At 67.0% G+C, this 23145-nt stretch carries 20 protein-coding genes; 7 read left to right on the top strand and 13 right to left on the bottom strand.

Annotation, left to right across the window (positions count from 1 at the left end; all coding sequences use genetic code 11):
* The first annotated feature begins 48 nt into the window (after nt 1-48).
* Entirely contained in the window at nt 49-1563 is a 1515-nt protein-coding gene (locus V6M51_RS13190; protein WP_332767842.1) for an amidohydrolase family protein, read from the top strand.
* Between the two features lie 131 nt (nt 1564-1694).
* A complete protein-coding gene (locus V6M51_RS13185) occupies nt 1695-2579 on the top strand; it encodes an alpha/beta hydrolase (RefSeq protein WP_332767840.1) in 885 nt (294 codons plus the stop codon).
* Here the strand turns inward: V6M51_RS13185 and V6M51_RS13180 are convergent, their stop codons facing one another.
* Nucleotides 2580-4589 carry a prolyl oligopeptidase family serine peptidase gene (locus V6M51_RS13180; RefSeq protein WP_332767839.1) on the bottom strand — a complete coding sequence of 670 codons (2010 nt, stop codon included), beginning with the start codon at nt 4587-4589 and terminating at the stop codon, nt 2580-2582.
* 501 nt (nt 4590-5090) lie between these two features.
* On the opposite strand from V6M51_RS13180, the gene V6M51_RS13175 reads away from it, so the two are divergent.
* The 5 genes from V6M51_RS13175 to V6M51_RS23895 all read left to right on the top strand — a co-directional run bounded on the left by V6M51_RS13175 (nt 5091) and on the right by V6M51_RS23895 (nt 11307).
* Nucleotides 5091-6224 carry a hypothetical protein gene (locus V6M51_RS13175; RefSeq protein WP_332767838.1) on the top strand — a complete coding sequence of 378 codons (1134 nt, stop codon included), beginning with the start codon at nt 5091-5093 and terminating at the stop codon, nt 6222-6224.
* Complete coding sequence (kynU, locus tag V6M51_RS13170; RefSeq protein WP_332767837.1) at nt 6221-7474, top strand: kynureninase; 1254 nt, start codon at nt 6221-6223, stop codon at nt 7472-7474. The genes V6M51_RS13175 and kynU overlap by 4 nt, the downstream gene beginning before the upstream one ends.
* Nucleotides 7475-7511: 37 nt before the next feature.
* Entirely contained in the window at nt 7512-8486 is a 975-nt protein-coding gene (locus V6M51_RS13165) for an NAD(P)H-dependent flavin oxidoreductase (protein WP_332767835.1), read from the top strand.
* A 34-nt stretch (nt 8487-8520) separates the two neighbouring features.
* Nucleotides 8521-10281, top strand: a complete 1761-nt coding sequence (locus V6M51_RS13160; RefSeq protein ID WP_332767833.1) for an AMP-binding protein — start codon at nt 8521-8523, stop codon at nt 10279-10281.
* A 153-nt stretch (nt 10282-10434) separates the two neighbouring features.
* Nucleotides 10435-11307, top strand: a complete 873-nt coding sequence (locus V6M51_RS23895) for a LysR family transcriptional regulator (RefSeq protein ID WP_442957857.1) — start codon at nt 10435-10437, stop codon at nt 11305-11307.
* Here the strand turns inward: V6M51_RS23895 and V6M51_RS13155 are convergent.
* From V6M51_RS13155 to V6M51_RS13100, 12 genes are read right to left on the bottom strand one after another with little or no spacing between them, the layout of a single operon-like run.
* Complete coding sequence (locus V6M51_RS13155) at nt 11286-12518, bottom strand: TrbI/VirB10 family protein (protein WP_332767831.1); 1233 nt, start codon at nt 12516-12518, stop codon at nt 11286-11288. The genes V6M51_RS23895 and V6M51_RS13155 overlap by 22 nt on opposite strands.
* Nucleotides 12515-13498, bottom strand: coding sequence for a P-type conjugative transfer protein TrbG (gene trbG, locus V6M51_RS13150; RefSeq protein ID WP_332767829.1), 984 nt, complete (start codon nt 13496-13498; stop codon nt 12515-12517). The genes V6M51_RS13155 and trbG overlap by 4 nt, the downstream gene beginning before the upstream one ends.
* Nucleotides 13495-14256, bottom strand: coding sequence for a conjugal transfer protein TrbF (gene trbF / locus V6M51_RS13145; RefSeq protein WP_332767827.1), 762 nt, complete (start codon nt 14254-14256; stop codon nt 13495-13497). Before trbF ends, trbG begins: the two co-directional genes overlap by 4 nt.
* Nucleotides 14257-14259: 3 nt before the next feature.
* Nucleotides 14260-15513 carry a P-type conjugative transfer protein TrbL gene (gene trbL, locus V6M51_RS13140; RefSeq protein ID WP_332767825.1) on the bottom strand — a complete coding sequence of 418 codons (1254 nt, stop codon included), beginning with the start codon at nt 15511-15513 and terminating at the stop codon, nt 14260-14262.
* Nucleotides 15510-15812, bottom strand: coding sequence for a hypothetical protein (locus V6M51_RS13135; RefSeq protein ID WP_332767823.1), 303 nt, complete (start codon nt 15810-15812; stop codon nt 15510-15512). Before V6M51_RS13135 ends, trbL begins: the two co-directional genes overlap by 4 nt.
* A gap of 2 nt (nt 15813-15814) precedes the next feature.
* The gene (gene trbJ, locus V6M51_RS13130; protein WP_332767821.1) at nt 15815-16546 is read right to left on the bottom strand and encodes a P-type conjugative transfer protein TrbJ; all 732 of its coding nucleotides are present in this window, start codon (nt 16544-16546) and stop codon (nt 15815-15817) included.
* A 3-nt stretch (nt 16547-16549) separates the two neighbouring features.
* Entirely contained in the window at nt 16550-18976 is a 2427-nt protein-coding gene (trbE, locus tag V6M51_RS13125; protein WP_332767820.1) for a conjugal transfer protein TrbE, read from the bottom strand.
* Nucleotides 18977-18980: 4 nt separating this feature from the next.
* A complete protein-coding gene (locus tag V6M51_RS13120) occupies nt 18981-19250 on the bottom strand; it encodes a VirB3 family type IV secretion system protein (protein WP_332767818.1) in 270 nt (89 codons plus the stop codon).
* Complete coding sequence (locus V6M51_RS13115) at nt 19250-19600, bottom strand: TrbC/VirB2 family protein (protein WP_332767816.1); 351 nt, start codon at nt 19598-19600, stop codon at nt 19250-19252. Before V6M51_RS13115 ends, V6M51_RS13120 begins: the two co-directional genes overlap by 1 nt.
* Nucleotides 19597-20529, bottom strand: coding sequence for a P-type conjugative transfer ATPase TrbB (gene trbB, locus V6M51_RS13110; protein WP_332767903.1), 933 nt, complete (start codon nt 20527-20529; stop codon nt 19597-19599). The genes V6M51_RS13115 and trbB overlap by 4 nt, the downstream gene beginning before the upstream one ends.
* Nucleotides 20530-20564: 35 nt before the next feature.
* A complete protein-coding gene (locus V6M51_RS13105) occupies nt 20565-21053 on the bottom strand; it encodes a CopG family transcriptional regulator (protein WP_442957856.1) in 489 nt (162 codons plus the stop codon).
* Entirely contained in the window at nt 21050-23041 is a 1992-nt protein-coding gene (locus tag V6M51_RS13100) for a conjugal transfer protein TraG (RefSeq protein ID WP_332767814.1), read from the bottom strand. Before V6M51_RS13100 ends, V6M51_RS13105 begins: the two co-directional genes overlap by 4 nt.
* Nucleotides 23042-23145 lie beyond the last annotated feature (104 nt).

Here is a 23145-nt window from a genome sequence, read left to right as displayed (position 1 = left end):
TTTAAACCTAGCGTCGCGGTCGCGGCGCGCCAGACATTGGAGACGGGCATGAAGTGGGTGTTGGCGGCAGGTCTTTTGGGATGCGTTTGGCTAACGACGCCGGCCACGGCCGCGGAGCGGTACGATCTGGTGATATCCGATGGTCAGGTCATGGACCCTGAATCCGGATTACGTGCGGTGCGCACGATCGGAGTCAAGGATGGCAAGATTGCTGCGATCTCCGAGGGTGCGCTTACAGGCGCTCGGACGATCAACGCCAAGGGCAAGATCGTGGGGCCAGGCTTCATCGATCTGCATGCGCACGGGCAGTCGCTGCTGGCCGGACGGGTGCAGGCCTTCGATGGCGTCACCACGGCCATCGAGGCCGAGGCCGGCCAGTTCCCCGTGGACAAGGCCTACCGGAACGCTGCCCAGGAAGGCCGGGCGACGAACTACGGCTTCACGGTTTCTTGGAACCTGGCCCGCGCGGTGGTGCTGGCGGGCGTCGAGGTCGACGGAACATGGAAGGGCGGCGAGAAGGCGCGTCTTAATGAAGAGGGCCAGCGCGCGGCCACGGCGCCGGAGGTCGAGCGCATCCTGGCCTTACTCGACCAGGGGCTCGATCAGGGTGCGCCCGGCATCGGCCTGGCGCTGGGTTACATGCCCGGGGCCCAGGCGGAAGAGGTGTTCGCCGTCTCGCAGCTGGCGGCCCGGCGAAATGCCGAGATATTCACCCACATTCGCAGCACTACGCCTGACTTTTCGGGGACCGAGGAGGTCATAGCGAACGCGGTGTCGACCGGCGCTCATTGGCACATCATGCACGTCTACTGGAACAGCCCCGCCCAGATGGAGCTGATCGCCGGAGCCATGAAGGCCGGCGCGCCGATCACGCCGGAGACAAAGGGGCTGCTGACCGGGTCGACTTTCGTGGGCGCGCCATTCATGCGTCCGGAGGCGATGAAGAAGATGGGGAAGACGCCTGACCTTCTCTATTACGGTCGGCACGTCACCACATTTGAGGAACTGGCGGAAATCCAAGCGAAGGATCCGGACGCCCTCATCATCAACCTGCACAAGCTTACCGACGATAACGATGTCAGGCTGCGGGAGGAAACGGCCCGCCGGATACGAACGCCGGGCTGGACCCTGGCCTCGGACGCCATGCCCTGGACCAATTTCAAAGGTGACCGGCTGCCCAGCGATCTCTGGCCCCTCCCGGCCGACGCCTGGGCTCACCCGCGCTCGGCGGGCAACTTCACCCGCGTAATCCAAAAATACGTGATGGAGTGGAAGCTGGTGGACATGATGGACGTCTTCCGCGCGGCCTCGCTGAACCCGGCTCTGGAACTGGAGCGCCATGTCCCGATGATGCGCGCCAAGGGGCGGGTGAAGGTTGGCGCCGATGCTGATCTGCTCGTGTTCGATCCCGTCGCTGTTCGCGCCGTCGCCACTGAACGGAAGCCGGGCGCCCTCTCAGTCGGCATGGACTATGTCATCGTGAACGGCGCCGTCGTTATCGACAACGGCAAACTCGACGTGCGGGCCCTGCCAGGGCGGCCGATCCTCAACACGCCGCGTTGACCCGCCATGGGCGGCGGGTGTGTCGAATATCCGCCGCCTCTTCGTCAAATCCTCGACGCCCCAAGTCATGCGATCCACGCGTCAGCACGCTAGGATGGCGCTGACCTTCCTGCCCAAGCTCAGGTTCCGCAATGAACTACTATCGCAATTTTCCGGACAGGGCGGCGCTCGAGCGTGAGTACTCCCCCAGCTCCTGCGTGACGAACTGGAGGGAGATACTTGGTCAATATACGGAGAAAAGTGAGCAGGCGCGCGCGTTCGCCGACGCTCACGTTACCCTCGCGTATGGCGGTGGCCCCCAGGAGACGATGGATTTCTTCCCGGCCAAGGGACATCGGGCCGGCGCCGGTCAGCCTGTCCTAGTCTATATCCACGGGGGCTACTGGCAGGAACTGAGCAGTCGCGAGCACAGCTTTCCGGCGCTGGCCGCGAATGCGGCTGGCCTAGCCTATGTGGCGATAAACTACGGACTCGCGCCTCAGGTGTCGCTCGATGAGATGGTCGATCGTTGCCGGCGCGCGGTGCTCGTCCTTTACGAGCGGGCGGAGGAGCTAGGTCTCGACGCGGAAGCGATTCACCTCGCCGGGTGCTCTGCGGGCGCGCAATTGGCCGCCATGACCGCCCTGAGCGATTGGGCGGGGGCCAACCCGGTACGAAGCCTAACGCTGCTCAGCGGTGTCTACGACCTGAGGCCTCTGCCGCTCACCTACGTCAACGACGCGGTGGGCCTGACGGGGGAGGCCGCGCTGCTGAACAGCCCCCTGCTGCTCGTCGACGCCTTCCAGGGCGACTTACCGCCCGCCCTCGTGGCCGTCGCCGAGAACGAGCCTTCGGAGTTCAAGCGACAGTCCAAGGCGTTCGCAGAGGCGATCCGGATCAAGGGCGGGTGCGCGGAGCTGCGGGAATTCGCCAATCGAAACCACTTCGACCTGATCTTCGACCTGCTCGACCCGCTGACGGCGTTTGGGGCCGCGACCCTGAATCACCTGCGGCGGGCGTCGCCGGGTCAATCCTGATCACTTGGCCGGCCGCTCCAGGTGGCGGAACAGGAACGCGTTGGTCGCCTCGTAGATGGAGAGCGTCGAGGCGTACATCTGTGGATTGTGAATCTCATTCGGGATGATCTTCTGCTCGAATTCCACATTCTGCCGTCGCAGGGCGCCGGCCAGCTCGACTGCTTGCGAGAACGGTGAGGCACGGTCGTCATCGTTGTAGATCAGCAGGACAGGCGCCTTCCAGGTCGATATGGCGCCGATCGGTGAGGCGGCGACCAGGGCAGCGCCCGCTGCAGTGTCGGATGGACTCACGAAGCCCGCCTTGACGAAAAGCGAGCGCCAGTTGGTGAGTGCGGAGTTGACTACGCCCGCCGCCAGGAGGTCCGACGACCGCGCAAGGCCCTGAGCGGTCAGCATGCCGCCATAGCTGTGCCCCCAGCTGCCGATCCGCGTCTTGTCGACGTCCGGGCGCCCAGCCAGGTAGAGCGCACCGGCGCGGACATCGGCCGCTTCGCTGCCGCCGGCTGGGCCGAAGCCTTCCGGCAGCCGGAAGTTCAGGCCGTAGCCGGAGCTTCCGCGATAGTTCACGGCCAGGACCACATACCCCTGGGACGCGAGATAGAGGCAGTTGGCGTAGTTGTGAGGTTCGTTGCCCCAGGCCAGCAAAGACTGCTTGCGAGGCCCACCATGGAAGAAGAGCAGGGCGGGGTGAGGCCCATTCCCGGCGGACTTCGGCGGCAGGAACAGTTGCCCGTGGAGGGTCAGGCCGTCGGCGGCCTGGAAGGTCACGGGAACCGGCGCGCTCAACTTGGACGCCGGATAGGTAGCCGGGATGTCGTTGCCGACCAGCGGGCGCATTCTACCATCGGTCTCGACCACGCTTGGACGCAACGGAGCCACGCCTCCGCTCTGCAGGCCCGCGATAGCGCCGCCATCGCCCGAGACGATGGGGCGGTCCTCGCTGTCCTCGCCGTGGGTCAGTTGGGTCGGCGCGCCGCCGAGAACCTGAACCCTCCAGAGGTGACGCCGGTCGGGATCGCCCTGGTTGGATGCGTAAACGATGCTGCGACGATCGGGCGCCATCTCCGAGTGGGTCACTTCGAACTGGCCGCTCGTTAAGGCGCGGGCTTCGCCGCCCCTCGCCGGCACGGCGTAGAGGTGGACCCAGCCCGTCTTCTCCCAAGGAAAGACGATATTGTCGCCGGCGGCCCACATCAGCGGCGCCTTCTGGGCGGGCGAGTCGAAGGTGGTGAAGACGCTGCCGACGCCGGGATCGGCCCGCCAGACGGCTTTTCCCTCACCCGTCCGCGCGTCAGCGACGATCACGGACCAGGGAATTCCCGTCCTTGGCGCGGGAAAGACGCCGCCGCCGCCGGCCGTCCGCATGAACGCCACCCGAGCGCCGTCGGGAGACCATGTCGGATTCGAGTCGGTGTCGAGGCTGGGCGCTAGCCAGGTCAGGCGCTCGTTGTCCAGGGCATAGACCCCGATGAAGGCGTGGTCGCCGCGCTGGCTGACGAATGCGAGGCGGGCGCCGTCAGGGGACCAGGCCATGGCAGGTGGCAGGCCTGGCGTTTGGGGTCCGGGGGAGCCGTTGTCATGGAGAAGCTTGCGCGGTTTTCCGCCCGCCAAGTCTACGACCCAGATCTGGCCTCCAAACACATAGGCGACGAGATCTCCCCTGGGTGAGACCAGAGGAGAGCGGCCTTCGGCGAGTCTCCGGCTGGTTCCAGAAGACAAGGAGACCGCCCAGATCTCCTGCGGGCTCGCGCCTGCCGCCAGGCTGGTGGGGTTGGGATTGCGATCTGCACCGCCCAGGAACCCGCCGGTGAGCGTGCCGCCGCGCGTGTAGATGATCTCACTGCCGCCCGGGACCCAGTTCAGCTCTCCCAGATCGAGCCCGTCGTCCTTTGAGAAGTTGGTGATCTGCCTAGCGCCGTATCCTCCCGCGCCGGGCGCCGCGACCCAGATGTTGCGGCGCCCGCGTTCGTTGGTGGTCCAGGCGAATTGCCGGCCGCCCGGCGCCGCCACGGGGCCGCTGGGTATCGGTACGCCCAGGATCTGGTCCAGGGTTGGGCCGCGATCCTGAGCCAAGCCTGGAGTGAGGCTCACGGTCGCTACGACCGATGCGCAGAGGAGCGCCGCAAGAGGATGTCCCATTGGTCTGTTCCTGTGAGGAGGGGCGGGCGGTGCACGAAATTCCGATACTCGGACGGGGACGCATGCGCCCCCGCCACGACCGAGATGCCGTCTGGAGGCGAGGGACTGGCCATTCTCCGGCCTCTGTTCTCGTTTTCAGCTCCCAGATTGCTAAATGGTGCATGGTAGAATGCAATATAAATTATCGTAATGCGTGGCTGAGCCGGAGGCCCTTGCCCATGCAGCGGATTGGAAAAGTAGTCTGTTGAAATGGTTCAAATGTGGACCTTGATCAGACTTCTATGACGTCGATGCTGCGGCATGGCCCACAGGGACCCGTCTCAGATGCACGCTTCCATGCCCCACGCGCCCAGGTCCCGGGATCTCCGGCCGTTGTCGGACTATGCGATCGACCCCCTGACGGGCTTCGTGCCCGGTCGCGATCAGCTACGCCGGTTGCCCCAGCAGTTCGAGGCCTGGGAACAGGTCGTCCCCCTGATGCCCCCCTTCATCCGTTCGGGCCGCATCCGCGAGGTCCTCGGTGGACTGCCGACTCTGGATGTCGCCGACCTGGTCGGAGAGGCGGAGCAGGAGCGCGCGCTACTGCTGCTGACGATGTTCGCTAACGCCTGGGTCTGGGGCGGGCGCGATCCCGATCTGACGATCCCGTCGCCGTTGGCCCGGCCGCTCTGCGCGCTCGCCGACGATCTGGGGCGGCCACCGATAACCCACTATGGATCGATGGCGCTGCGAAACTGGCGGCGGGTGGATCCCGACAGGCCTCTGTCGCTCGACAACGCGCAGATGGATGTGGGCTTCCTCGGCGGCGTCGATGAAGAGTGGTTCTATCTCGCGTCCATGGGGGTGGAGCTGGCTGGCGCGCCCCTGCTCAAGTCGTTGCACACGGCGGTGCTCGCCTCACACGAAGGCGAGGACGCCGACGTCATGGTGCTGCTCGACAGGATTGCCGACGAGCTGGGTCCGGTCATGTCGGCGCTCCAGCGGATGCGCGAATGGTGCGATCCGCACATCTTCTATCATCGCGTCCGAAACTTCGTGGCCGGCTGGCCGGACCCTGGCGTGATCTATGAGGGCGTATGGCCGGAGCCTCGGAAATATATCGGCGGAAGCGCCGGCCAAAGCTCGTTGATCCAGGCGGTCGACGCGGCCCTTGGCGTCGTCCATGACGGCCCGGTCACAGGGCCGTTCTTCGCCACCATGCGAACCTACATGCCGCGACCTCATCGGCAATTCGTCGAGGACATCGCCGACGTCTCTCAGCTCCGTCGCCGGGTCGAGCGCGGCGCGCCCGCTCTGGCTCACGCTTATAATCGCGCTCTCGGGCGGGTCGAGAAGTTCCGCGCCGCGCACCGGCGAATGGCGCACGACTATGTCAGCGTTCCGTCGGGCGCCGCGCCCGGCGAGACGGGAACCGGCGGCACGACATTTGGCGAGTTCCTGGATGATGCCCAGCACGAGACTCGGCGCCAGTCGGTCCAGTTCCACGCCAAGGCCTCCGAAGCATGAGCCAGACCCCGGTGCAGATAAGCCTGGAAGACTGCCGGAAACTCGACGCCGACGACGAGCTTCGGGCTTTCCGGGATGAGTTCCGCTTGCCGGCGGACGTGATCTACCTCGACGGCAACTCGCTGGGCGCGCTTCCTGTTCAGACAGCCGACCGCGTGGTCGACCTCATCGAGCTGGAATGGGGGCGTGACCTCATCCGCAGCTGGGAAGCAAATGGTTGGATCGGGGCGCCGAGCCGGATCGGCGACAAGATCGCTAGGCTGGTCGGTGCGCACGTCGGCGAGGTTATCGCCACCGACTCGACCTCCGCCAACCTCTTCAAGCTCATCGTCGCGGCGCTTCAGGCCAGGCCCGGGCGACAAGTCGTGCTGTCGGAGCCCGGCAACTTCCCTACCGACCTATACATGATCCAGGGCGCGCTCGCGGCGCTGAGCGGAGGCCATCGGCTGGAACTGCGACCGCGCGATCGGCTGGCCGAGGCTATCGACCACGACACCGCCCTCGTCTTGCTGACTCACGTCCACTACAAGACCGCCGACGTTTTTGACATGCCGGAGATCACAAGCCGGGCCCATGCTGCGGGTGCCCTGATGCTCTGGGATCTGAGTCATAGTGTCGGCGCCGTTGCGGTCGATCTCAACGCCGCGCGCGCGGATCTGGCAGTGGGCTGCGGCTACAAATATCTGAACGGCGGACCGGGAGCGCCGGCCTTCCTCTTCGTCGCCGAACGTCATCACCAAGACCTGACGTCGCCCCTGACAGGATGGATGGGTCACGCCAGCCCATTCGATTTTTCCGACGCCTATCAACCGGCGCCGGGCGTGCGGCGCTTCCTTTGCGGGACCCCGTCGGTCATGGGCCTAGCGGCGCTCGAGACGGGCGTCGATCTCCTGCTGCGGGCCGACATGGGGGCGATCGCCGCCAAGTCGGCGGCGCTCTGCCGCCTGCTGACGACACTTGTCGAGCAGGAGTGCGGCGCTTACGGCCTCGAAGCGATCGGGCCGGCGCTTGGGCAGCCGCGAGGCAGCCATGTGTCGTTCCGCCACCCGGACGGCTACGCCATCATGCGGGCCCTGATCGCCCGCGGGGTCATCGGCGACTTCCGCGGGCCCGACGTGCTGCGCTTTGGCCTGACCCCGCTCTACCTGGGTTTTGAGGACGTGTGGCGAGCCGTCCAGACCCTTCGCGCCGTCCTAGCCGACCGGCTTTGGGACGCGCCGGAATATCGCGTGCGGACCCTGGTCACCTGAGATTGGGGCGCATGAAATCTGACAGTGGAGATGAGACGTGAGCGCGAACATCGATCGACTTGGTCCGTTACGCCTGCCGGTTATCGCCGCGCCTCTGTTCCTGATCTCGGATCCGGAACTGGTGGTAGCGCAATGCAAGGCGGGGGTCGTCGGCTCATTCCCGTCGCTGAATGCGCGACCCATCAGCCAGCTAGACGAGTGGCTCGCCTTCATCACCGAGGAACTGGCGAACTGGAACCGGCTCAATCCGGACCGCCCCGCGGCCCCCTTCGCCGTGAACCAGATCGTCCACAAATCAAACAATCGGCTCGAGGAGGACCTCGAGCTCTGCGTGAAATACAAGGCGCCCTTGGTGATCACATCGCTGGGCGCCCGCGAAGACCTCAATGAGGCGATCCACAGTTATGGCGGCATGGTCCTGCACGATGTCATCAACAACCGCTTTGCGCACAAAGCCGTGGAGAAGGGCGCCGACGGCTTGATCCCGGTGGCGGCCGGCGCCGGTGGTCACGCTGGAACCCTGTCGCCCTTCGCGCTGATCCAGGAGATCAGGGCGTGGTTCGACGGCCCCGTGGCCCTGTCGGGCGCGATCGCTAGCGGCTCGGCGATTCTCGCGGCCCAGGCTATGGGCGCCGACTGGGCCTACATCGGATCGGGGTTCATCCCGACCCAGGAAGCGAAGGCGGCGGCGGGTTACAAGGCGGCCATCGTCGAGGGCACGTCAGAGGACATCGTCTACTCCAACCTCTTCACCGGTGTGCATGGCAACTATCTGACTCGCAGCGTCGTCCAGGCCGGTTTCGACCCTACGAACCTTCCCACCTCCGATCCGTCCAAGATGAACTTCGGAAGCGGCGGCAACACCGCGGCGAAGGCTTGGCGCGACATTTGGGGGTGCGGCCAAGGCATCGGCGGTATCGACGGTATCCCCACGGTCGCGGGCTTCGTGGATCGTCTGGAACGTGAATATCGCGAGGCGCGGTCACGCCTGAACCAGATCGCCGCGGCCTAGCCGCCGGAGGCGGGCCGAGATGGGAGCGCACGATATGACGAGTCCACAGGTTGACGTCGCACAGGCGCTGGCGGCCGATCCCACACTGATGTCGCTCCTGCGGTCTCAGGCCGCGGCGCGCCCGTCGCATCCGGCGATCGTGGCGATGACCGGACCGAACGACCCCGATCCACGGGTCTTCTCCTACGCGGACCTGCTCGGCCGGGTGGAGGCGACCGCCGCGGCGTTCGCGGGGTTTGGACTGGACCGCGACTCCAGCGTCGCCATCCACCTGCCGGTCTGCCCGGAGTCGGTCGTGGCCTTCATCGCTGCGGCTTCGGTCGGCATCGCGTTTCCGCTGAACCCGCTGTTGTCCGCGGACGCCCTGACCTCCCAACTTGACCTCGGCGCCGCTGCGATCCTGCTTTCGGCGACGTCCCAGGCCGCCGGCGAAGGCCCGAAGGGGCCAGGGGCCACCTGCCGTCCCGTCCGCCAATTGATCCTTGATCTCGGGGCCGGCGACGGCGGTTCTGATTGGCGCGATTTCCTTGCTGCAAGCCCTACGCCGTCGCCTGAATTCGGGACCGGTCGAACCGCCGCCTTGTTCCACACGGGCGGAACGACTGGGTCGCCGAAGCTAGCGGAGCTCTCGGAAGCCAATCTGGTCGCCGGCGCCCTGCTGGCGGCGCATGCGCTCGCGTATCGGGCCGACGACCGGATTCTGAATGGATTGCCGCTGTTCCACGTGGGCGGCCTGATCGACATCGTCCTGGCGAGCTTCGCGGTCGGTGGCACGGTGATCCTTCCGAGTCCGCTCGGTGCGCGCGATCCGAACGTCGTCAGTGGAATATGGGATCTGGTGGATCGAACCCGAACGACGCTGATTGGCATGGTCCCGACATCGTTGGGTCTTGTCGCCGAACGCCCACTCGGTGACGCGAACCTCGACGCCCTGCGTGGTTTCGTGACGGGCGCGTCGCCTTTGCCCGGCCACATCGCGCTGAAACTACAAGCGATGACAGGCCGCCCTGTCTGCCAGGTCTATGGGATGACGGAACTGTCGGGAATCTGCTCGGCCCAACCGGTCGATGGCGAGATTCGGACCCTGGCCGTCGGCTTCATTCCTTCGCCCATGGAGGTCCGCATAGTCGATGGCGAGGCGCAGTTCAGAGGCCCGAACGTATTCCAGGGTTACAGAACGACGGCGGGGACCAGCCGGGGTTCCGTGGAAGGATGGGTCCATAGCGGAGATCTCGGTGACATCGGAGTCGATGGACAACTGCGTCTGTCTGGCCGATCGAAGGACATGATCATTCGCGGCGGGCACAATATCGACCCGGCGATGATAGATGACGCCGCCCTAGCCCACCCCGACGTCCTCCAGGCCGCCGCCGTCGCCATGCCGGATTCCTATGCCGGTGAGGTCCCGGTCTTGTTCGTCGTGCTGAGGCCAGGCTCCTCCTGTCTGGTTGAAGACATCCAGGAGTTCGTCGCGGCGAGGCTAGGTGAGCCGCCGGCGCGTCCCAAGCAGCTCTTCGTGATCGAAAGCCTTCCGCTGACCCCGGTTGGCAAGGTCGCTCGATACAAACTCCGTCAGGAGGCCACCGCATACAAAGTCCGGGAAGCGTTGGATCATCTGCCATTCGAAGACGTCCGGTGTGATGACGTGGCCGCCAGGACCGTGATGGTGGTATGGCGAGTGGGTGCGGATGCGGAAAGCCGTCGCGAAGGTGGCAGGCGGATCGAAAGCCTGGGGTTGTCGGCTCTGACTGAGCGAGACCAGAAGTTCGGCGCAAAACGATCGGAGAGTATCTAGTCGATCTCGGTGATCCCTAAGAGCATCACGGCTCAATCGGCCCAATTCCGTAACGATCACACCTAAACAAGGGTCAAGCGAGACCTGAATTCAGTCACCATCTACGAATATCTGAAACGATATTCACCAAGCGTCGAGAATTACTGAGCGAAAATGGAGCTTCGACATCTACGCAACTTTGTCGTTCTAGCTGAAGAGTTGCACTTCGCTCGTGCGGCCAGCAGACTCGGAATCGAGCAATCGCCTCTTAGTCGCGCCATACGTGACTTAGAAATAGATATCCGAGTTCGCCTGTTTGCTCGCACGCGGCGTTCCACAAATCTCACACCGGCCGGTGAAGCCTTCCTATCCACCGCCCGTCGGATTCTCGCTGACGCCGACGCGGCGGTACGCGAGATGCGGGCCCATGGGGCCGGGCCTACAATTCGGCTTGGAGTAGCCGAAGGCACCGGCGGCTCCGGTCTGACGCGTTTTATCGACGCCATGGCTAACATTGAGTCTGGGTTCAAGCTCAGCATACTCGAGCGGCCGCTACGCGATCTCATCGCGCTTGCTGCCGGTGAGGCGCTTGACGGACTACTCACTGCAGAGCGGCCGGTGACATCGCTGTTGGTTTCGATCAGCGCCTGGGAGGACTCCTTCGAGCTGATCTCACCCCTTCATGTGGGACACAGGAAGCTCGCAGATCTACGCGGAAGCGCCCTGATACTTCCAGATCCGCAGGCCATGCCCGGGTTGTCGTTGCAGGTGCGTGAGATTCTGCGCGTGGGGAACATTCAACATGACGTGGTGGGTCTCTTTTCCACGGCGCCGACGCTAGCGCGAATGGTGGAGGCATCGATCGGGGCGGGCTTGTTGCCAGACGGATTGGCACCATCGGAGCCAAGAGTAGCAGTGCATCGGCTACCGCTTCGTCAGGCGCGATATAGCGTTTGGCTAGCAACACGTAACGGAGATCGTGCAAACCCTCGGCGCCAGACACTGGTGCGGGCTGCCGAAACAGTTCAACGCGACGGTGGCAAATAGGGTGCAAGAACCAAATCAACCGCCACAACGATCCGCAACGGGAAGCCCGGCCGCACCCTGATGGTTGGTTTGATGCCCAGATTTCGTCGGGTTAGTTCCTGACCAGCCTGATTGACGCTGTCCTGCGCCCCGTCGCGCACCGCCACGATCACATCGCCGCGCGCCCCACTCGATGGGGGTGCGGTTAGTTCGGCGCTGACGCCGAGCAGGCTCGAGACCAGAGCGCCGCCGGCCAAGCGTCGCCAGTGGCGATCGACGACATCGGTCAAGCCGGCATGGCCTTGAGCATCAACGCCCAGGAGTCGATCCAGCAGCAATGACCGTCCATCTGGGAGGATCAGGCGGGTCCACACCACCATCGCGCGGCTCTCTCCAAACGCGGTCTGGCTGTCGTAGGTGCCGAGCACGCGAGCACCCTGCGGGATCAATATGGTCCGGCCGGTGACGCTGTCGAACACCGGCACCGTCACGGTGGCGATGATTTGGCCAGGGAGGTCGGAATTCAGCCCGGTTACGAGGGCCGCGGAGATCACAGTCCCCGCCATGATCGTGAACGGCGACTCGGGCGACGTCAGGCGATGCGCCGAGACAGTCGGCGCACCTGACGCCGCCCGTGCGAACGCTTCGTGGCGCGAAGGCGTGAGTTCGACTCGGGTCGCGGAGGCGTCGGATGTGGGAAGGCTCAATGCTGGAACGATTGCGCCGGTGTGGGGGCCATCGGCGCCCAGGTCTGCCGCGGACACCGCAGGTGTTGAGGACGCCGAGAACAACGGAGAGCCGATGGCCTCGTGCGCTGTCTTGATCTGGTCCTCGCGCATTTGATCCGCGGCCGAGCTCGGCGCGACCGGTCCGACCTGGGGTATCGCCCCCTCCGGGATCCGCCCGTCCTGCTGTGCGCGCAGGATCGGCTCGCCGAGATCGCCTGGTAGTGGCGGCCCGAGTTGAGGGACGGCGACGCCCGTGCCCAACCCGGCATAGTTCCGCGGCAGCCGGTTCAGGCCCTCGGCCGTCGCTCGTCGATCCACGGAATACAGCTCGTCCGGGGCTTTGGGTTTCATGGGCGGACGCAGCGCCCAGATCGCGCCGCCCAGAACAACCACGGCCGCGCCGCCTAGCAAGCCGGCCAGGGCTTTGCGCGACAGGCGTGTCACCGGCCGTGGCTTGGCGCGGATGGCCAGCGTCTCGGGACGCTCCTTCGTGGGTTCGGTCATCGGAACAACCCGCGCGCTTTGCGGCCATCTGTCCGTTCTATGCGCACCACGTCCTGGCGCTTGCCGCCCAAGCGCAGCTCGGCGGCGCCGAAGACGCCATCGACCACATAGTAGGGCGCGCGGACGCGGTAGTTGACGAGCTGGCCTTCGCCGTCCGGCCCAACCACGAAAAGCGGCGGCAGATCGGTCTGGGCGATGCCGGCGGGAAATTGGATGTAGACCTTCTCGCCATCGTCGAAAGCGTTCACCGGGCGCCAAGCCGGCCGGGCGCCAGTGATGGCATAGCGGAATTGCAGACGGTCGATCTGTATCCCCGCGGCGCTCGGCGCCTGGACGTCGGCCTCGACGCTCTGCCGCTTCAGGGCCATGAGCTCATCCTGCGGGTAGCTCCAGGAGACGCCGGCCATCCAGGCGCTCGGGCCGGCCGTCACCTCAAGCTGATAGAGACGGCGGTCGGTGTAGATCAGCAGGTTGGTTTTCAGATCGGCCCGCGTGGGTTTGATCAGGACGTGGACCTGCTGGCCGGCGCCCGCGCCGCTGGTGGTGTGGCCGATCACCCAGCGGACGGTGTCGCCGGCGGAGACGGAAGTGAGCTTCTCGCCCGGTTCCAGGGCGATGTCCGTCACCTTTCCGGGCGTTGCATAGATCTGGTAGAGCGCGCCGGGCGAGAAGGGCCAGACCTGGATCGCATTGATGAAGCCGTCCTGTGCGGGCTGGACGCGGGCCGCCGCCCCCGCCATGGCGACCCGACGATGTGGATCGACCGATGCTTGGGGTGGCGCGGCCGCCATCGGCTTCAGCTGGCCGGGCAATGGCAAGAGTTGGGGGATGGCCACTACCTGGATCGGCTTGGGCGGCTCCGGCTGGACGATCGCCAGCGCCGTAGGCGGATCAAGGGCGATCTTTGGTGGCGGCGCGGACTGGCTGGCGCAGGCCGCGAGGGTCAGGGATGAGGCGAGGATCGAGGCGCGGCGGATCATGGGGCGCTCGCTGGAACGGGTTGCGGAGGAAGGGACTGTGGCGGGGGGAGCGGTTGCGCCGGCGGCGTCGCTGGCGCGGCCAGGTCCCGGCTCCAGCTCAATCCGTTGACGTAGATGCCGAGTGGGTTCTTGCGCAGCCGCTCCTCGGTGCGCGGTGGCTGCAGCACGACCTGGGCGATCGCCGTCCATCGGTCGGTGGAGACCAGGGCGCCATCGGCATAGCTCTGCTCGGTCCAGCGGATCTGGAAGGCGCCTGGCGAGGCGCGGACCACGCTCGCCACGTCGACCGTCACGGAGGTCTTGCCGACCTTGGCGAAGGGATCGTCCTGCCTGGCGTGGTCGTTGAGGACGGCCGCGCCGCGGTCGGTCGTGAAGTCATAGGCCTCGAGCCAGGCGCGCCGGACCATGACGGGATCGGTCGGCAGCGACCGTACGTCGGTGATGAATCGGGCAAGGTGGAAAGCGATCTGGACGTCTGTCGGCTCATAGGTCTGGCGGACCGCCGCCACATTGCGCACCTCGCCGGTCAGGTCGATTTCGACCACGTAGGGCGCAACTGTCGAGCGGCCGGCTTGCCAGACGATGCCGGCTCCGGCGGCGAAGGCGAGGCCCAGGCAACCGAAGGCCATGAGCCGCCAACCGCGCGCCTGGACACGAGCCGAACCCAGCCGGTCGTCCCAGGCCTGAGCCGCCTTCTGGTAGGGCGTCACCGGTTCCGGGGAGAGGCCGTAGCTCACAGATGATCGTCGAAAGCGCATGGATCAGCTCTCCGGTTCGCGCAGTGAGGGGCCGGCGCTGGAGCCGCCGTGATCGCCGGATTTGACGGTGTGCAGGACTGAGGACGTCGCGCCACGCAGGCCGTGGTTGCGTTTGAGGCGGGAGGCCCAGGCCGGCTCGCCTTTGGAGCCGGATTCCCCACCACCGCCGGCGGATGGCGGCGGTGGTGTAAAGCGCTGACGGACTTGTCCAGCAGCGCCTTCGAGACCGGCTCGAGCGACGCCGGCCAGGCCGCCGCCGACGGATGATGCGCCGGTCCGGCCCGCCGCTCCGGCCGCGTAGGCGGTGCGGGCGCCGGAAGCCAGCGTGGTGGCCGCGCGAAGACCGCCGCCGAGGACGCCGCCGGCCAGGCGGCCAGCCGCCATGGCGCCAGCGCCCCCGGCGACGACCATTCCGGCCGTGGCGGCCGCTGACCCGACGGCCGCGCCAGCGCCCAGCTGCGGTGCGCCGGTGATCAGCCCGCCGGCGATACTGGGGCCGAAGATGCCGAGCCCCAGGAAAGTGATGGAGGCCAGGATCAAGGCGAGCGCCTGGTCGAGCGTCGGCTCGGTTCCGGCGGGCGCCTTGAACTGGGAAAACAGCCCCGTGCCGATGCCGACGATGACCGCCAGCACCAGGATCTTCACGCCGGAGGAGACGACATTGCCGAGCACTTTCTCGGCCAGGAAGCTGGTCTTGTTCCAGAGCGCGAAGGGCACCAGCACGAAGCCGGCCAGCGTGGTCAGCTTGAACTCGATGATGGCGACGAACACCTGGACGGCCAGGATGAAGAAGCTCAGCACCACGATCAGGAAGGCCAACAGCAAGATGGCGATGGTGTCGAGGTTGGTGAAAACGTCGGGGAAGCCGGCCAGCTTGCCGATCGCCTCGTAGAGCGGACGCCCGGCCTCGACCCCGACCGTTGCCAGGCGCCCGGGCTGCAGCAGTTCGGCCTGTCCGATGCTGCCGCCGGAGGCGGTCAGGCCCAGGGTGGCGAAGGAGCGGAAGACGATCCCGGCCAGGCTGTTGAAGTTGGAGATTATGAACGCGAAGGCTCCCACATAGAGGACCTTCTTGATCAGCCGGGCGATCACATCGTCGGCCCCGCCGAGCGCCCAGAACAGCCCCGCCAAGGTCATGTCGATGGCGATCAGGATCGCCGCCAGGCTGCTGACGTCGCCGCCGACCAGCCCGAACCCGCTATCGATGTAGCGGGCGAAGGTGTCTGTGAATTGGTCGATGACGTTGACGTTGTTCATCGGTTGGCGTCGCCCAGGTTGGGTGCGGCGGGGGCCGGCACGTTGACGCTCGCCGAACCTGAGAACCGACGTCGCGTCGCCTCAGCGGCCGCAGCGCAGAGTTCGGGTGTGGCGTCGGCGGCGCGGGCCTTGCAGCGGGCGTGGGCGTCGTCGAGCGCGGCGCGATCGGCGGCGAGCCGTGCGACGTCGATCGTGGGCGCGGCGACGTGGGCCGGCGGCCGCGTCTCGGCCGGTCGTTGGTCGCAGGCCGCCAAAGCCAGCGCCGCCGCCAGCCAGAGGAGCTTGGTGTTCACCAGCATGGTCAGAACGCCTTCACGGGCAGCGGTGCATAGGCCGACGGCGTGCCGACGAACTGCGAGCGGACAGCCTGGGCCCGCGTGTCCGCCGCCAATCCACGCGCTGCCTCGGAGGCCGCGGCGCGGTCCTGGGCGAGCGCGAGCTGCTGGCCCTGCATCGCCTGCTTGGCCTGCAAGGCGAGGAGCTCGTTGGTGGCCTGCACGGCCTGCAGCACGCCGACGGCCGAGGCGCTGCGGGTGCTGACGTCGCTGAGCGTGACTTGGTCGGCGGTGATCTGGTCGGAGACCTGGGCCTGCACCTGCATGCTGGTGCGCAGCGCCTCGAGCGAGGCCGTCCAGCGGCTCCGTGCATCGCTGGCCAGCACCGCGCCCGTCGTGCCGGCGGCATAGCCGGTCGGATAGAGCTGCTTGAACTTCTGATCGAGGGTGGCGATGTCGAAGGCCAGCCCCTTGGCCTGGGCGATCAGCGCCTGGGTGCGGGCGAGATTGGCCTTGAGCTGGGCCAGCGCGCTGAAGTTCAGGCTGGTGAGGTTCTTGGCCCCGTTCAGCAGCATCTGAGCCTGGTTCTGCAGCATGGTGATCTGGTTGGTGATCTGCTGGAGGCTGCGTGACGCGGTCAGGACCGTATGGACGTAGTTGCTGGGGTCGAAGACCGTCAGTTGGGCGCTCGCCTGCATCGGCGCGGCCAGGATGAGGACGGCCGCCGCCGTTGCGGCGAGCCAGGGTGTCTTGGACATGGGTCAGGTCTCCTCTTCGGGGGTAGGGGCATGGCCGTCGATCAGGTCGGCGGCCCAGGCGAGATCGCGGCGACGCAGCCAGGCCGCGGCGAACTTGGCGCCGGCCGGCCGGTCTGCGAGTTGGTCCATGGCGAGGTGATCGGCGGGCGCCGAGGCGCCGGCGAAAGCCAGGGCGACGGGGCCGAGGTCGAGTTCGAACAGCCGATTGCCGAGACGGCTCTGCAGGTAGTAGTCGCGTTTGGGCGTCGCCCTGGCGACGATGTCGATCTGCCGGGCGTTGAGGCCGAACCCCTCATAGATGGTCCGGAGCTGCGGCTCGGTGGCCTGGGGCGAGGGCAGGAAGATCCGAGAGGGGCAGCTTTCGACGACGGCCGGGGCGATGGTCGAGCGATGGATGTCGGCCAGCGACTGGGTGGCGAACACCACGGCGACGTTCTTCTTGCGAAGGGTCTTCAGCCATTCGCGAATGCGGGCGGCGAACAGCGGATCGTCGAGGAAGACCCAGGCCTCATCTAGGACCAGCAGCGCCGGCCGCCCATCGAACGTCCCTTCCAGGCGATGGAACAGGTAGCCCAGCACAGCGGCCGTCAGGGCCGGAGACCGCATCAGGTCCTCCATCTCGAAGGCCTGGAGGTCGGTGAGCGACAGCGCCTCCTCGTCGGCGTCCAGCAGTCGGCCGAACGGTCCGGAGATGGTGTAGGGCGCCAGCGCCTGGCGCAGCGCTGCCGACTGCAGCAGCACCGACAGCCCGGTGAGCGTCCGCTCCTGCGCCGGCGCCGAGGCGAGGCTGTTCAATGCCGCCCAGACGGTGTCCTTGGCGTCGGGCGTCAGCTCCACGCCTTCGCGGAGCAGCAGACCCTGCACCCACTCCGACGCCCACGCCCGCTCGGGGTCGTCGTCGATGTTGCGCAGCGGCTGGAAGCTTAGGCGCCCGTCGAGGCCAAGGTCGTGGAAGGCTCCGCCGAGGCCCAGGACCGTGGCGCGGATCGAGCCGCCCTTGTCGAAGATGCTGATCTGCGCGTCGGCGTACTTGCGGAATTGTAGGGCCAGGGTGGCCAGCAGTACCGACTTGCCGGCGCCGGTGGGCCCTACCACCAGGGTATGGCCGACATCGCCGACATGCAGGTCGAGCCGGAACGGGGTCGCGCCCTCGGTGCGGGTGACCAGCAGCGGCGGCCCATCCAGATGGGCGTTGCGCGCCGGCCCCGCCCAGACCGCCGAGATCGGCATCAGGTGGGCAAGGTTCAGGGTCGAGACGACGGGCGTGCGGACATTGGCGTAGACGTGACCGGGCAAGGACGACAGCCAAGCCTCGACGGCGTTCAGGGTCTCCGGCGTGGCGACGAACCCCCGGCCCTGGATCGTGCGCTCGACCATTCGCAGGCGCTCGTCGGCCAGTTGGGCGTCTACATTCCAAACCGTCACGGTCGCGGTGAGGTAGCCGAACCCCACCGCGTCGGACCCCAGCGCCTGTAGCGCCTCGTCGGCATCGAGCGCCTTGTTGGCGGCGTCGGAATCCACCAGCGGGCTCTCCTGCTGGAAGATGGTCTCCCGCAGTAGGGTGGCGATGCCCCTCCTTTTGGCGAACCACTGGCGCCGGCGCTTGCCGAGTTCCTTCTCGGCGTCGGCCTTGTCCATAAAGAGGAAGCGCACCGTCCAGCGGTAGGAGAAGGCCAGGCGATTGAGCTCGTCGAGCAGGCCCGGCCAGGTCGAGGTCGGGAAGCCCCGGACCGTCAGGGTCCGCAGGTGCGCGGTCCCCAACATCGGCGCCAGGCCCGTCGCGAGCGGCTGGTCGGCGAGCAATGCGTCCAGGTGCATCGGCACTTCGGGGACGGTGACGGGATGGCGCGTCGTCGAGACCGTGCCGTGCAGGTAGGTCAGGGTCTCGGCGTCCTCCAGCCATCCGAACTCCGGCAGCACGCCTTCGAACAGACCCGCCAGCCGCTCGGTCTGGTCGACGAAGCGGCCGAGTTGCGCCCGCCAGTCGACGCCGCGCGGCTCGGCGCTCTCGAAGAGCACCGAGCCGGCGCGGGCCTTCGCTTCTTCCGGGGGCAGGAAGACGACGGTCAGGTGATAGACGCTCTCGAAGAGGTCGCCGCTCTCGTCGAACCTCGCCCGCCGCTCCTGGTCGACGAGCCAGGACAGTGGGTCGGGGAGCTCCGCGTATGGGTAGAGCGCGGCCGGCCGGCGCTCGGCCTCGACGAACAGGGCCCAGCCGGAGCCGAGCCGTTTCAGCGCGTTGTTGAGACGAGCGGCCGTGGCGACCAGTTCGGACTCGGTGGCGCTGTCGAGATCGGGTCCGCGGAACCTTGCGGTGCGTTGGAAGGACCCATCCTTGTTCAGCACGACGCCTGGCGCGACCAGGCCGGCCCAGGGTAGCCAATCGGCGAGGCTGGCCGGACGCTTGCGGTATTCGGCGAGGTTGAGCATCGGGTCAGGCGTCCAGGTGCGGGCGGTGCTTCACGTGGCGGGTGAAGACCTCGACAAACTGGGCGTCGATGCGCGCGCCCCAGACGGCGAGCGCATGGCCCACCAGCCAGATCAGGACCCCGGCCAGCCAGAGGCGAAGCCCGATCCCCAGCGCGGCGGCCAGGGTGCCGACCGCGATCGCCACGGGCCGTGGCGCGCCGCCGAGCAGGATCGGCTCGGTGAGCGATCGGTGCAGCGTGACCTCGTAGCCGCCCGGCGAGCCCTCGGCGGCCATCAGACCAGCGCCCCGCCGCCGAACGAGAAGAAGGACAGGAAGAAGCTCGAGGCGGCGAAGGCGATCGAGAGGCCGAAGACGATCTGCACCAGCTTGCGCATGCCGCCCGAACTGTCGCCGAACGCCAGGGTCAGGCCGGTGGAGATGATGATGATCACCGCGATGATCTTGGCGACTGGCCCCTCGATGGAGTTCAGGATCTGCTGCAGCGGCTGTTCCCAGGGCATGGAAGAACCGGCCGCCAGCACGGCGCCTGGCCAAAGACTGAGGGTCGCAAAGCCTGAGATCAGCAGACCCGCCGATCCTGAGATCCGCCGTTGCGGGTTTCCGCAAATCCGTTTCGCCGTCATGGCGCTTCTCCTGTTGCAAGGGTGATGAGGGGTTCGAGGCGGTAGCCGGCGTCGAGCAGCCCGGTAACGCGGACCAGCTCGCGGACGCGCCTGGCTGGGCCGCGGCCGTCGATCAGCACGACCACGTCGACGGCTTCGGCGATCAGGGCGCGGGGGACATTGATCACGCCCTCGGCGATCAGCTGCTCCAGCCGGTTCAGCGCGCCCACGGCCGACCCGGCGTGAAGCGTGGCGATGCCGCCAGGATGGCCGGTGCCCCAAGCCTTCAGCAGATCGAGGGCCTCGGCGCCGCGGACCTCGCCGATGACGATGCGGTCTGGGCGCAGGCGCAGCGTCGAGCGGACCAGGTCGGCCATGGTGGCGACGCCGGGCTTGGTGCGCAGCGGCACCTGGTCGTTGGAGAGCGACTGCAGTTCGCGGGTGTCTTCAAGGATGATCACCCGGTCGCCGGTCTTGGCGACTTCTTCCAAGAGAGCGTTGGCCAGAGTGGTCTTGCCCGACGAGGTCGGCCCGGCGATGACGATGTTGAGCCGCGTCCGGACCGCGACCCGCAGGGCTTCGGCCTCCTGCGCCGTCATCACCTCATCGGCGACATAGCGATCCAGGGTGTAGACGAGGCTGGCGCGCTTGCGGATGGCGAAGGCCGGGGTCGGCGCGACCGGCGGCAGGATGCCCTCGAACCGTTCGCCGGTCTCTGGTAGTTCGGCCGAGACGATCGGGGTCTTGCGGCTGGCTTCAACGCCGACATGTGTGGCGATCAGGCGGATGATCCGCTCGGCGTCGGCCGCGGAGAGATACTCGCCAGTGGGCGTGCGGCCGCAGGAGAGCCGATCGGTCCAGAGTGAGCCATCGGGGTTGAGCAAGACCTCGACGACATCGTGATCCTCCAACGCCGCGGCGATGACCGGCCCCAGTGCGGTGCGCAACATCCGGACCTGGCGGGCGGCGGAGAGTTCGTGGACACTCACGTTGCGACCTCCGCCTCGGCTTCAGCCGGCGGGGCGTCGTCCAGATGGAAGAAGCGGCTCTCGTCGGGGAAGATCTCCTCGTGAACCTCCTTGACCAGGCTGCGGCCCTGCTGGAGGCGTCGGGCGAGCTGGTCGACGAACTGCCGCATCCGCTCGCGACCCTGCGCGACCGCGGCCTCCTGGTGGGCGGCGGGGATCGGCGAGGTGACGGTCAGGGTGTGGCGGACGAACAACGCCACCGTCTCGATAAGGATGGTCTGGTCGCGCTCCAGCCGGTCGTATTGCCGGGTGAGTTTGTCCAGGCGCTTGGCGATGGCGGCCTCACGCCGGTCGCCGCCATCGGGCGACAGGAACGACCACAGGGCGGCCGCCACGATGGAGGATTTGGAGATGCCTTTCAGGGCTGCCACCTCGGCCAGCCGCTTCTCGGCCTCAGGCTCGACATAGACGCTGAGGCGCGAGCGAGAGATCGGCGGGCGGCTCACAGGGCGATCCCGTCGTCGGGATCGAGCGCCGCCAAGCGTGCGGCGGTCTGAAGCCGGCGGTCGGGCCGGAACCGGTCGGCCGTGATGTCGTCATCGAAGTCGCTGTCGTCGTCGAGCCGCATGAGCTCGTCGGCGTTCGACGTTGCCGGCGATGACTCAAGGGCGTCGAGTTCGGGCTGGCGGCGGGCGCCGCCCTCATCATCGAAGCCGTCGATGGCCTGAACTGTGGGCGCCGCCTGAGAGGGCGTCACCAGCCCGCTCCAGTCATCGGCCCGTGGCGCCGGCCGATCAACATAGCCGTCGTCGGCCAAGACCGGCGGCGGCGCCACCCGGTCCTTGAAGTTGGCGTCCTCGTAGTAGCGGAGCTTCTTGGCCCGGGCCGGCGGGTGCCCCGAGACCATGACAATCTCCTCGTCGGGCGGCAGCTGCATGACTTCGCCAGGCGTCAGCAGCTGGCGAGCGGTCTCCTGGCGGCTGACCATCAGGTGGCCGAGCCAGGGGGAGAGCCGGTGGCCGGCATAGTTGCGCTGGGACCGCAGCTCGGTGGCGGCGCCGAGTGCATCGGAGATCCGCTTGGCGGTGCGCTCGTCGTTGGTCGCGAACGTCACCCGTACATGGCAGTTGTCCAGGATCGCGTTGTTGGGCCCGTAGGCCTTCTCGATCTGATTGAGCGATTGGGCGATCAGGAAGGCGCGCAGGCCATAGCCGGCCATGAAGGCCAGGGCCGACTCGAAGAAGTCGAGCCGCCCGAGCGCCGGGAACTCGTCCAGCATCAGGAGGAGCTTGCGCCGCGGATGCTTGGCGTCATCGAGTTGTTCGGTCAGCCGCCGGCCAATCTGGTTCAGGACCAGGCGGATCAGCGGCTTGGTCCGCGAGATGTCCGAGGGCGGAACGACCAGGTAGAGGCTGACGGCGTGCTTGCCCTCGACGAGGTCATCGATCCGCCAGTCGCAGCGGGCGGTGACCTGCGCGACTGTCGGATCGCGATAGAGGCCGAGGAAGCTCATGGCGGTGGAGAGCACGCCGGAGCGTTCGTTCTCCGACTTGTTCAGCACCTCGCGCGCGGCGCTGGCGACGACGGGGTGGACACCCAGCGGACCCAGATGGGCCGTGGTCATCATCACCTTCAGCGTGCGGTCGAAGGCCCGGGCCGGATCGGAGAGGAAGTTGGCGACGCCGGCCAGCGTCTTGTCCGGCTCGGCGTAGAGGACATGCAGGATCGCGCCGACCAGCAACGCATGGCTGGTCTTCTCCCAATGGCTGCGCTTCTCGATCGAACCCTCGGGATCGACCAGGATGTCGGCGATGTTCTGGACGTCGCGGACCTCCTGCGGTCCGCGACGCACTTCCAGCAGTGGATTGTAGGCGGCCGAGCGCGGGTCGGTGGGATTGAACAGCAGGCAGTGGGAGAAGCGGGAGCGGAAGCCGGCGGTGAGCTGCCAGTTCTCGCCCTTGATGTCGTGGACCACGCAGCTGCCGGTCCAGCTCAGCAAGGTCGGCACGACCAGGCCGACGCCCTTGCCCGACCGGGTGGGCGCGAAGGCCATCACATGCTCGGGGCCGTCGTGCCGCAGATATCCGCCGTCGGTGCGCCCGAGGAACACGCCGGCCGCTCGCATCAGGCCGGCGCGCCGCAGATCCTTGGCCTTCGCCCAGCGGGCTGACCCGTACGTCGTGACCAACCGAGATTGTCGCGCCCGCCAGACCGAGCCCACCACGGCCGAGGCCGCGCCGAGCAGACCGCCGGTGGCGGCCATGGCGCCGGCGCGGTCGAAGATGCTTGGCGCGTAGGCGTAGTAGGCGAACCACCAAGGGAAGAGCAGCCAGGGCCTGTAGATCGGATGGCCGAAGGTGATGAACCAGGGTTGACCGAGCTGGGACTGATAGGCGAGCGCCTGGGCCGCCCATTGGGTCGCGCCCCAGACGGCGAAGCCGGCTACCGCGAACACCACCAGGATCTGCCCGACAAGCACTTTGGTCGGTGACATCCGACCTCTCCCGCATCGACACGACGAGCCGATACGCACGCCTAGGGTGAAGTCGCTCGCCGCCACACGTCGGGTCAAAGACCGTCCGGGTATGCTGCGAGACG

Source organism: Phenylobacterium sp., from assembly GCF_036677185.1.
Taxonomy (GTDB): domain Bacteria; phylum Pseudomonadota; class Alphaproteobacteria; order Caulobacterales; family Caulobacteraceae; genus Phenylobacterium.
This window is presented reverse-complemented; position numbering and strand designations above follow the sequence as displayed.

Excerpts from the sequence above, each read along its gene's own strand:
- V6M51_RS13115 (WP_332767816.1), bottom strand. The coding sequence starts at position 19,600 with ATGACGGCGAAACGGATTTGCGGAAACCCGCAACGGCGGATCTCAGGA.
- kynU (WP_332767837.1), top strand. The coding sequence starts at position 6,221 with ATGAGCCAGACCCCGGTGCAGATAAGCCTGGAAGACTGCCGGAAACTC.
- trbJ (WP_332767821.1), bottom strand. The coding sequence starts at position 16,546 with ATGTCCAAGACACCCTGGCTCGCCGCAACGGCGGCGGCCGTCCTCATC.
- V6M51_RS13185 (WP_332767840.1), top strand. The coding sequence starts at position 1,695 with ATGAACTACTATCGCAATTTTCCGGACAGGGCGGCGCTCGAGCGTGAG.
- V6M51_RS13160 (WP_332767833.1), top strand. The coding sequence starts at position 8,521 with ATGACGAGTCCACAGGTTGACGTCGCACAGGCGCTGGCGGCCGATCCC.
- trbE (WP_332767820.1), bottom strand. The coding sequence starts at position 18,976 with ATGCTCAACCTCGCCGAATACCGCAAGCGTCCGGCCAGCCTCGCCGAT.
- V6M51_RS13155 (WP_332767831.1), bottom strand. The coding sequence starts at position 12,518 with ATGACCGAACCCACGAAGGAGCGTCCCGAGACGCTGGCCATCCGCGCC.
- trbL (WP_332767825.1), bottom strand. The coding sequence starts at position 15,513 with ATGAACAACGTCAACGTCATCGACCAATTCACAGACACCTTCGCCCGC.
- trbF (WP_332767827.1), bottom strand. The coding sequence starts at position 14,256 with ATGCGCTTTCGACGATCATCTGTGAGCTACGGCCTCTCCCCGGAACCG.
- V6M51_RS13190 (WP_332767842.1), top strand. The coding sequence starts at position 49 with ATGAAGTGGGTGTTGGCGGCAGGTCTTTTGGGATGCGTTTGGCTAACG.
- V6M51_RS13100 (WP_332767814.1), bottom strand. The coding sequence starts at position 23,041 with ATGTCACCGACCAAAGTGCTTGTCGGGCAGATCCTGGTGGTGTTCGCG.
- V6M51_RS23895 (WP_442957857.1), top strand. The coding sequence starts at position 10,435 with ATGGAGCTTCGACATCTACGCAACTTTGTCGTTCTAGCTGAAGAGTTG.
- trbB (WP_332767903.1), bottom strand. The coding sequence starts at position 20,529 with ATGTTGCGCACCGCACTGGGGCCGGTCATCGCCGCGGCGTTGGAGGAT.
- V6M51_RS13120 (WP_332767818.1), bottom strand. The coding sequence starts at position 19,250 with ATGGCCGCCGAGGGCTCGCCGGGCGGCTACGAGGTCACGCTGCACCGA.
- V6M51_RS13135 (WP_332767823.1), bottom strand. The coding sequence starts at position 15,812 with ATGCTGGTGAACACCAAGCTCCTCTGGCTGGCGGCGGCGCTGGCTTTG.
- trbG (WP_332767829.1), bottom strand. The coding sequence starts at position 13,498 with ATGATCCGCCGCGCCTCGATCCTCGCCTCATCCCTGACCCTCGCGGCC.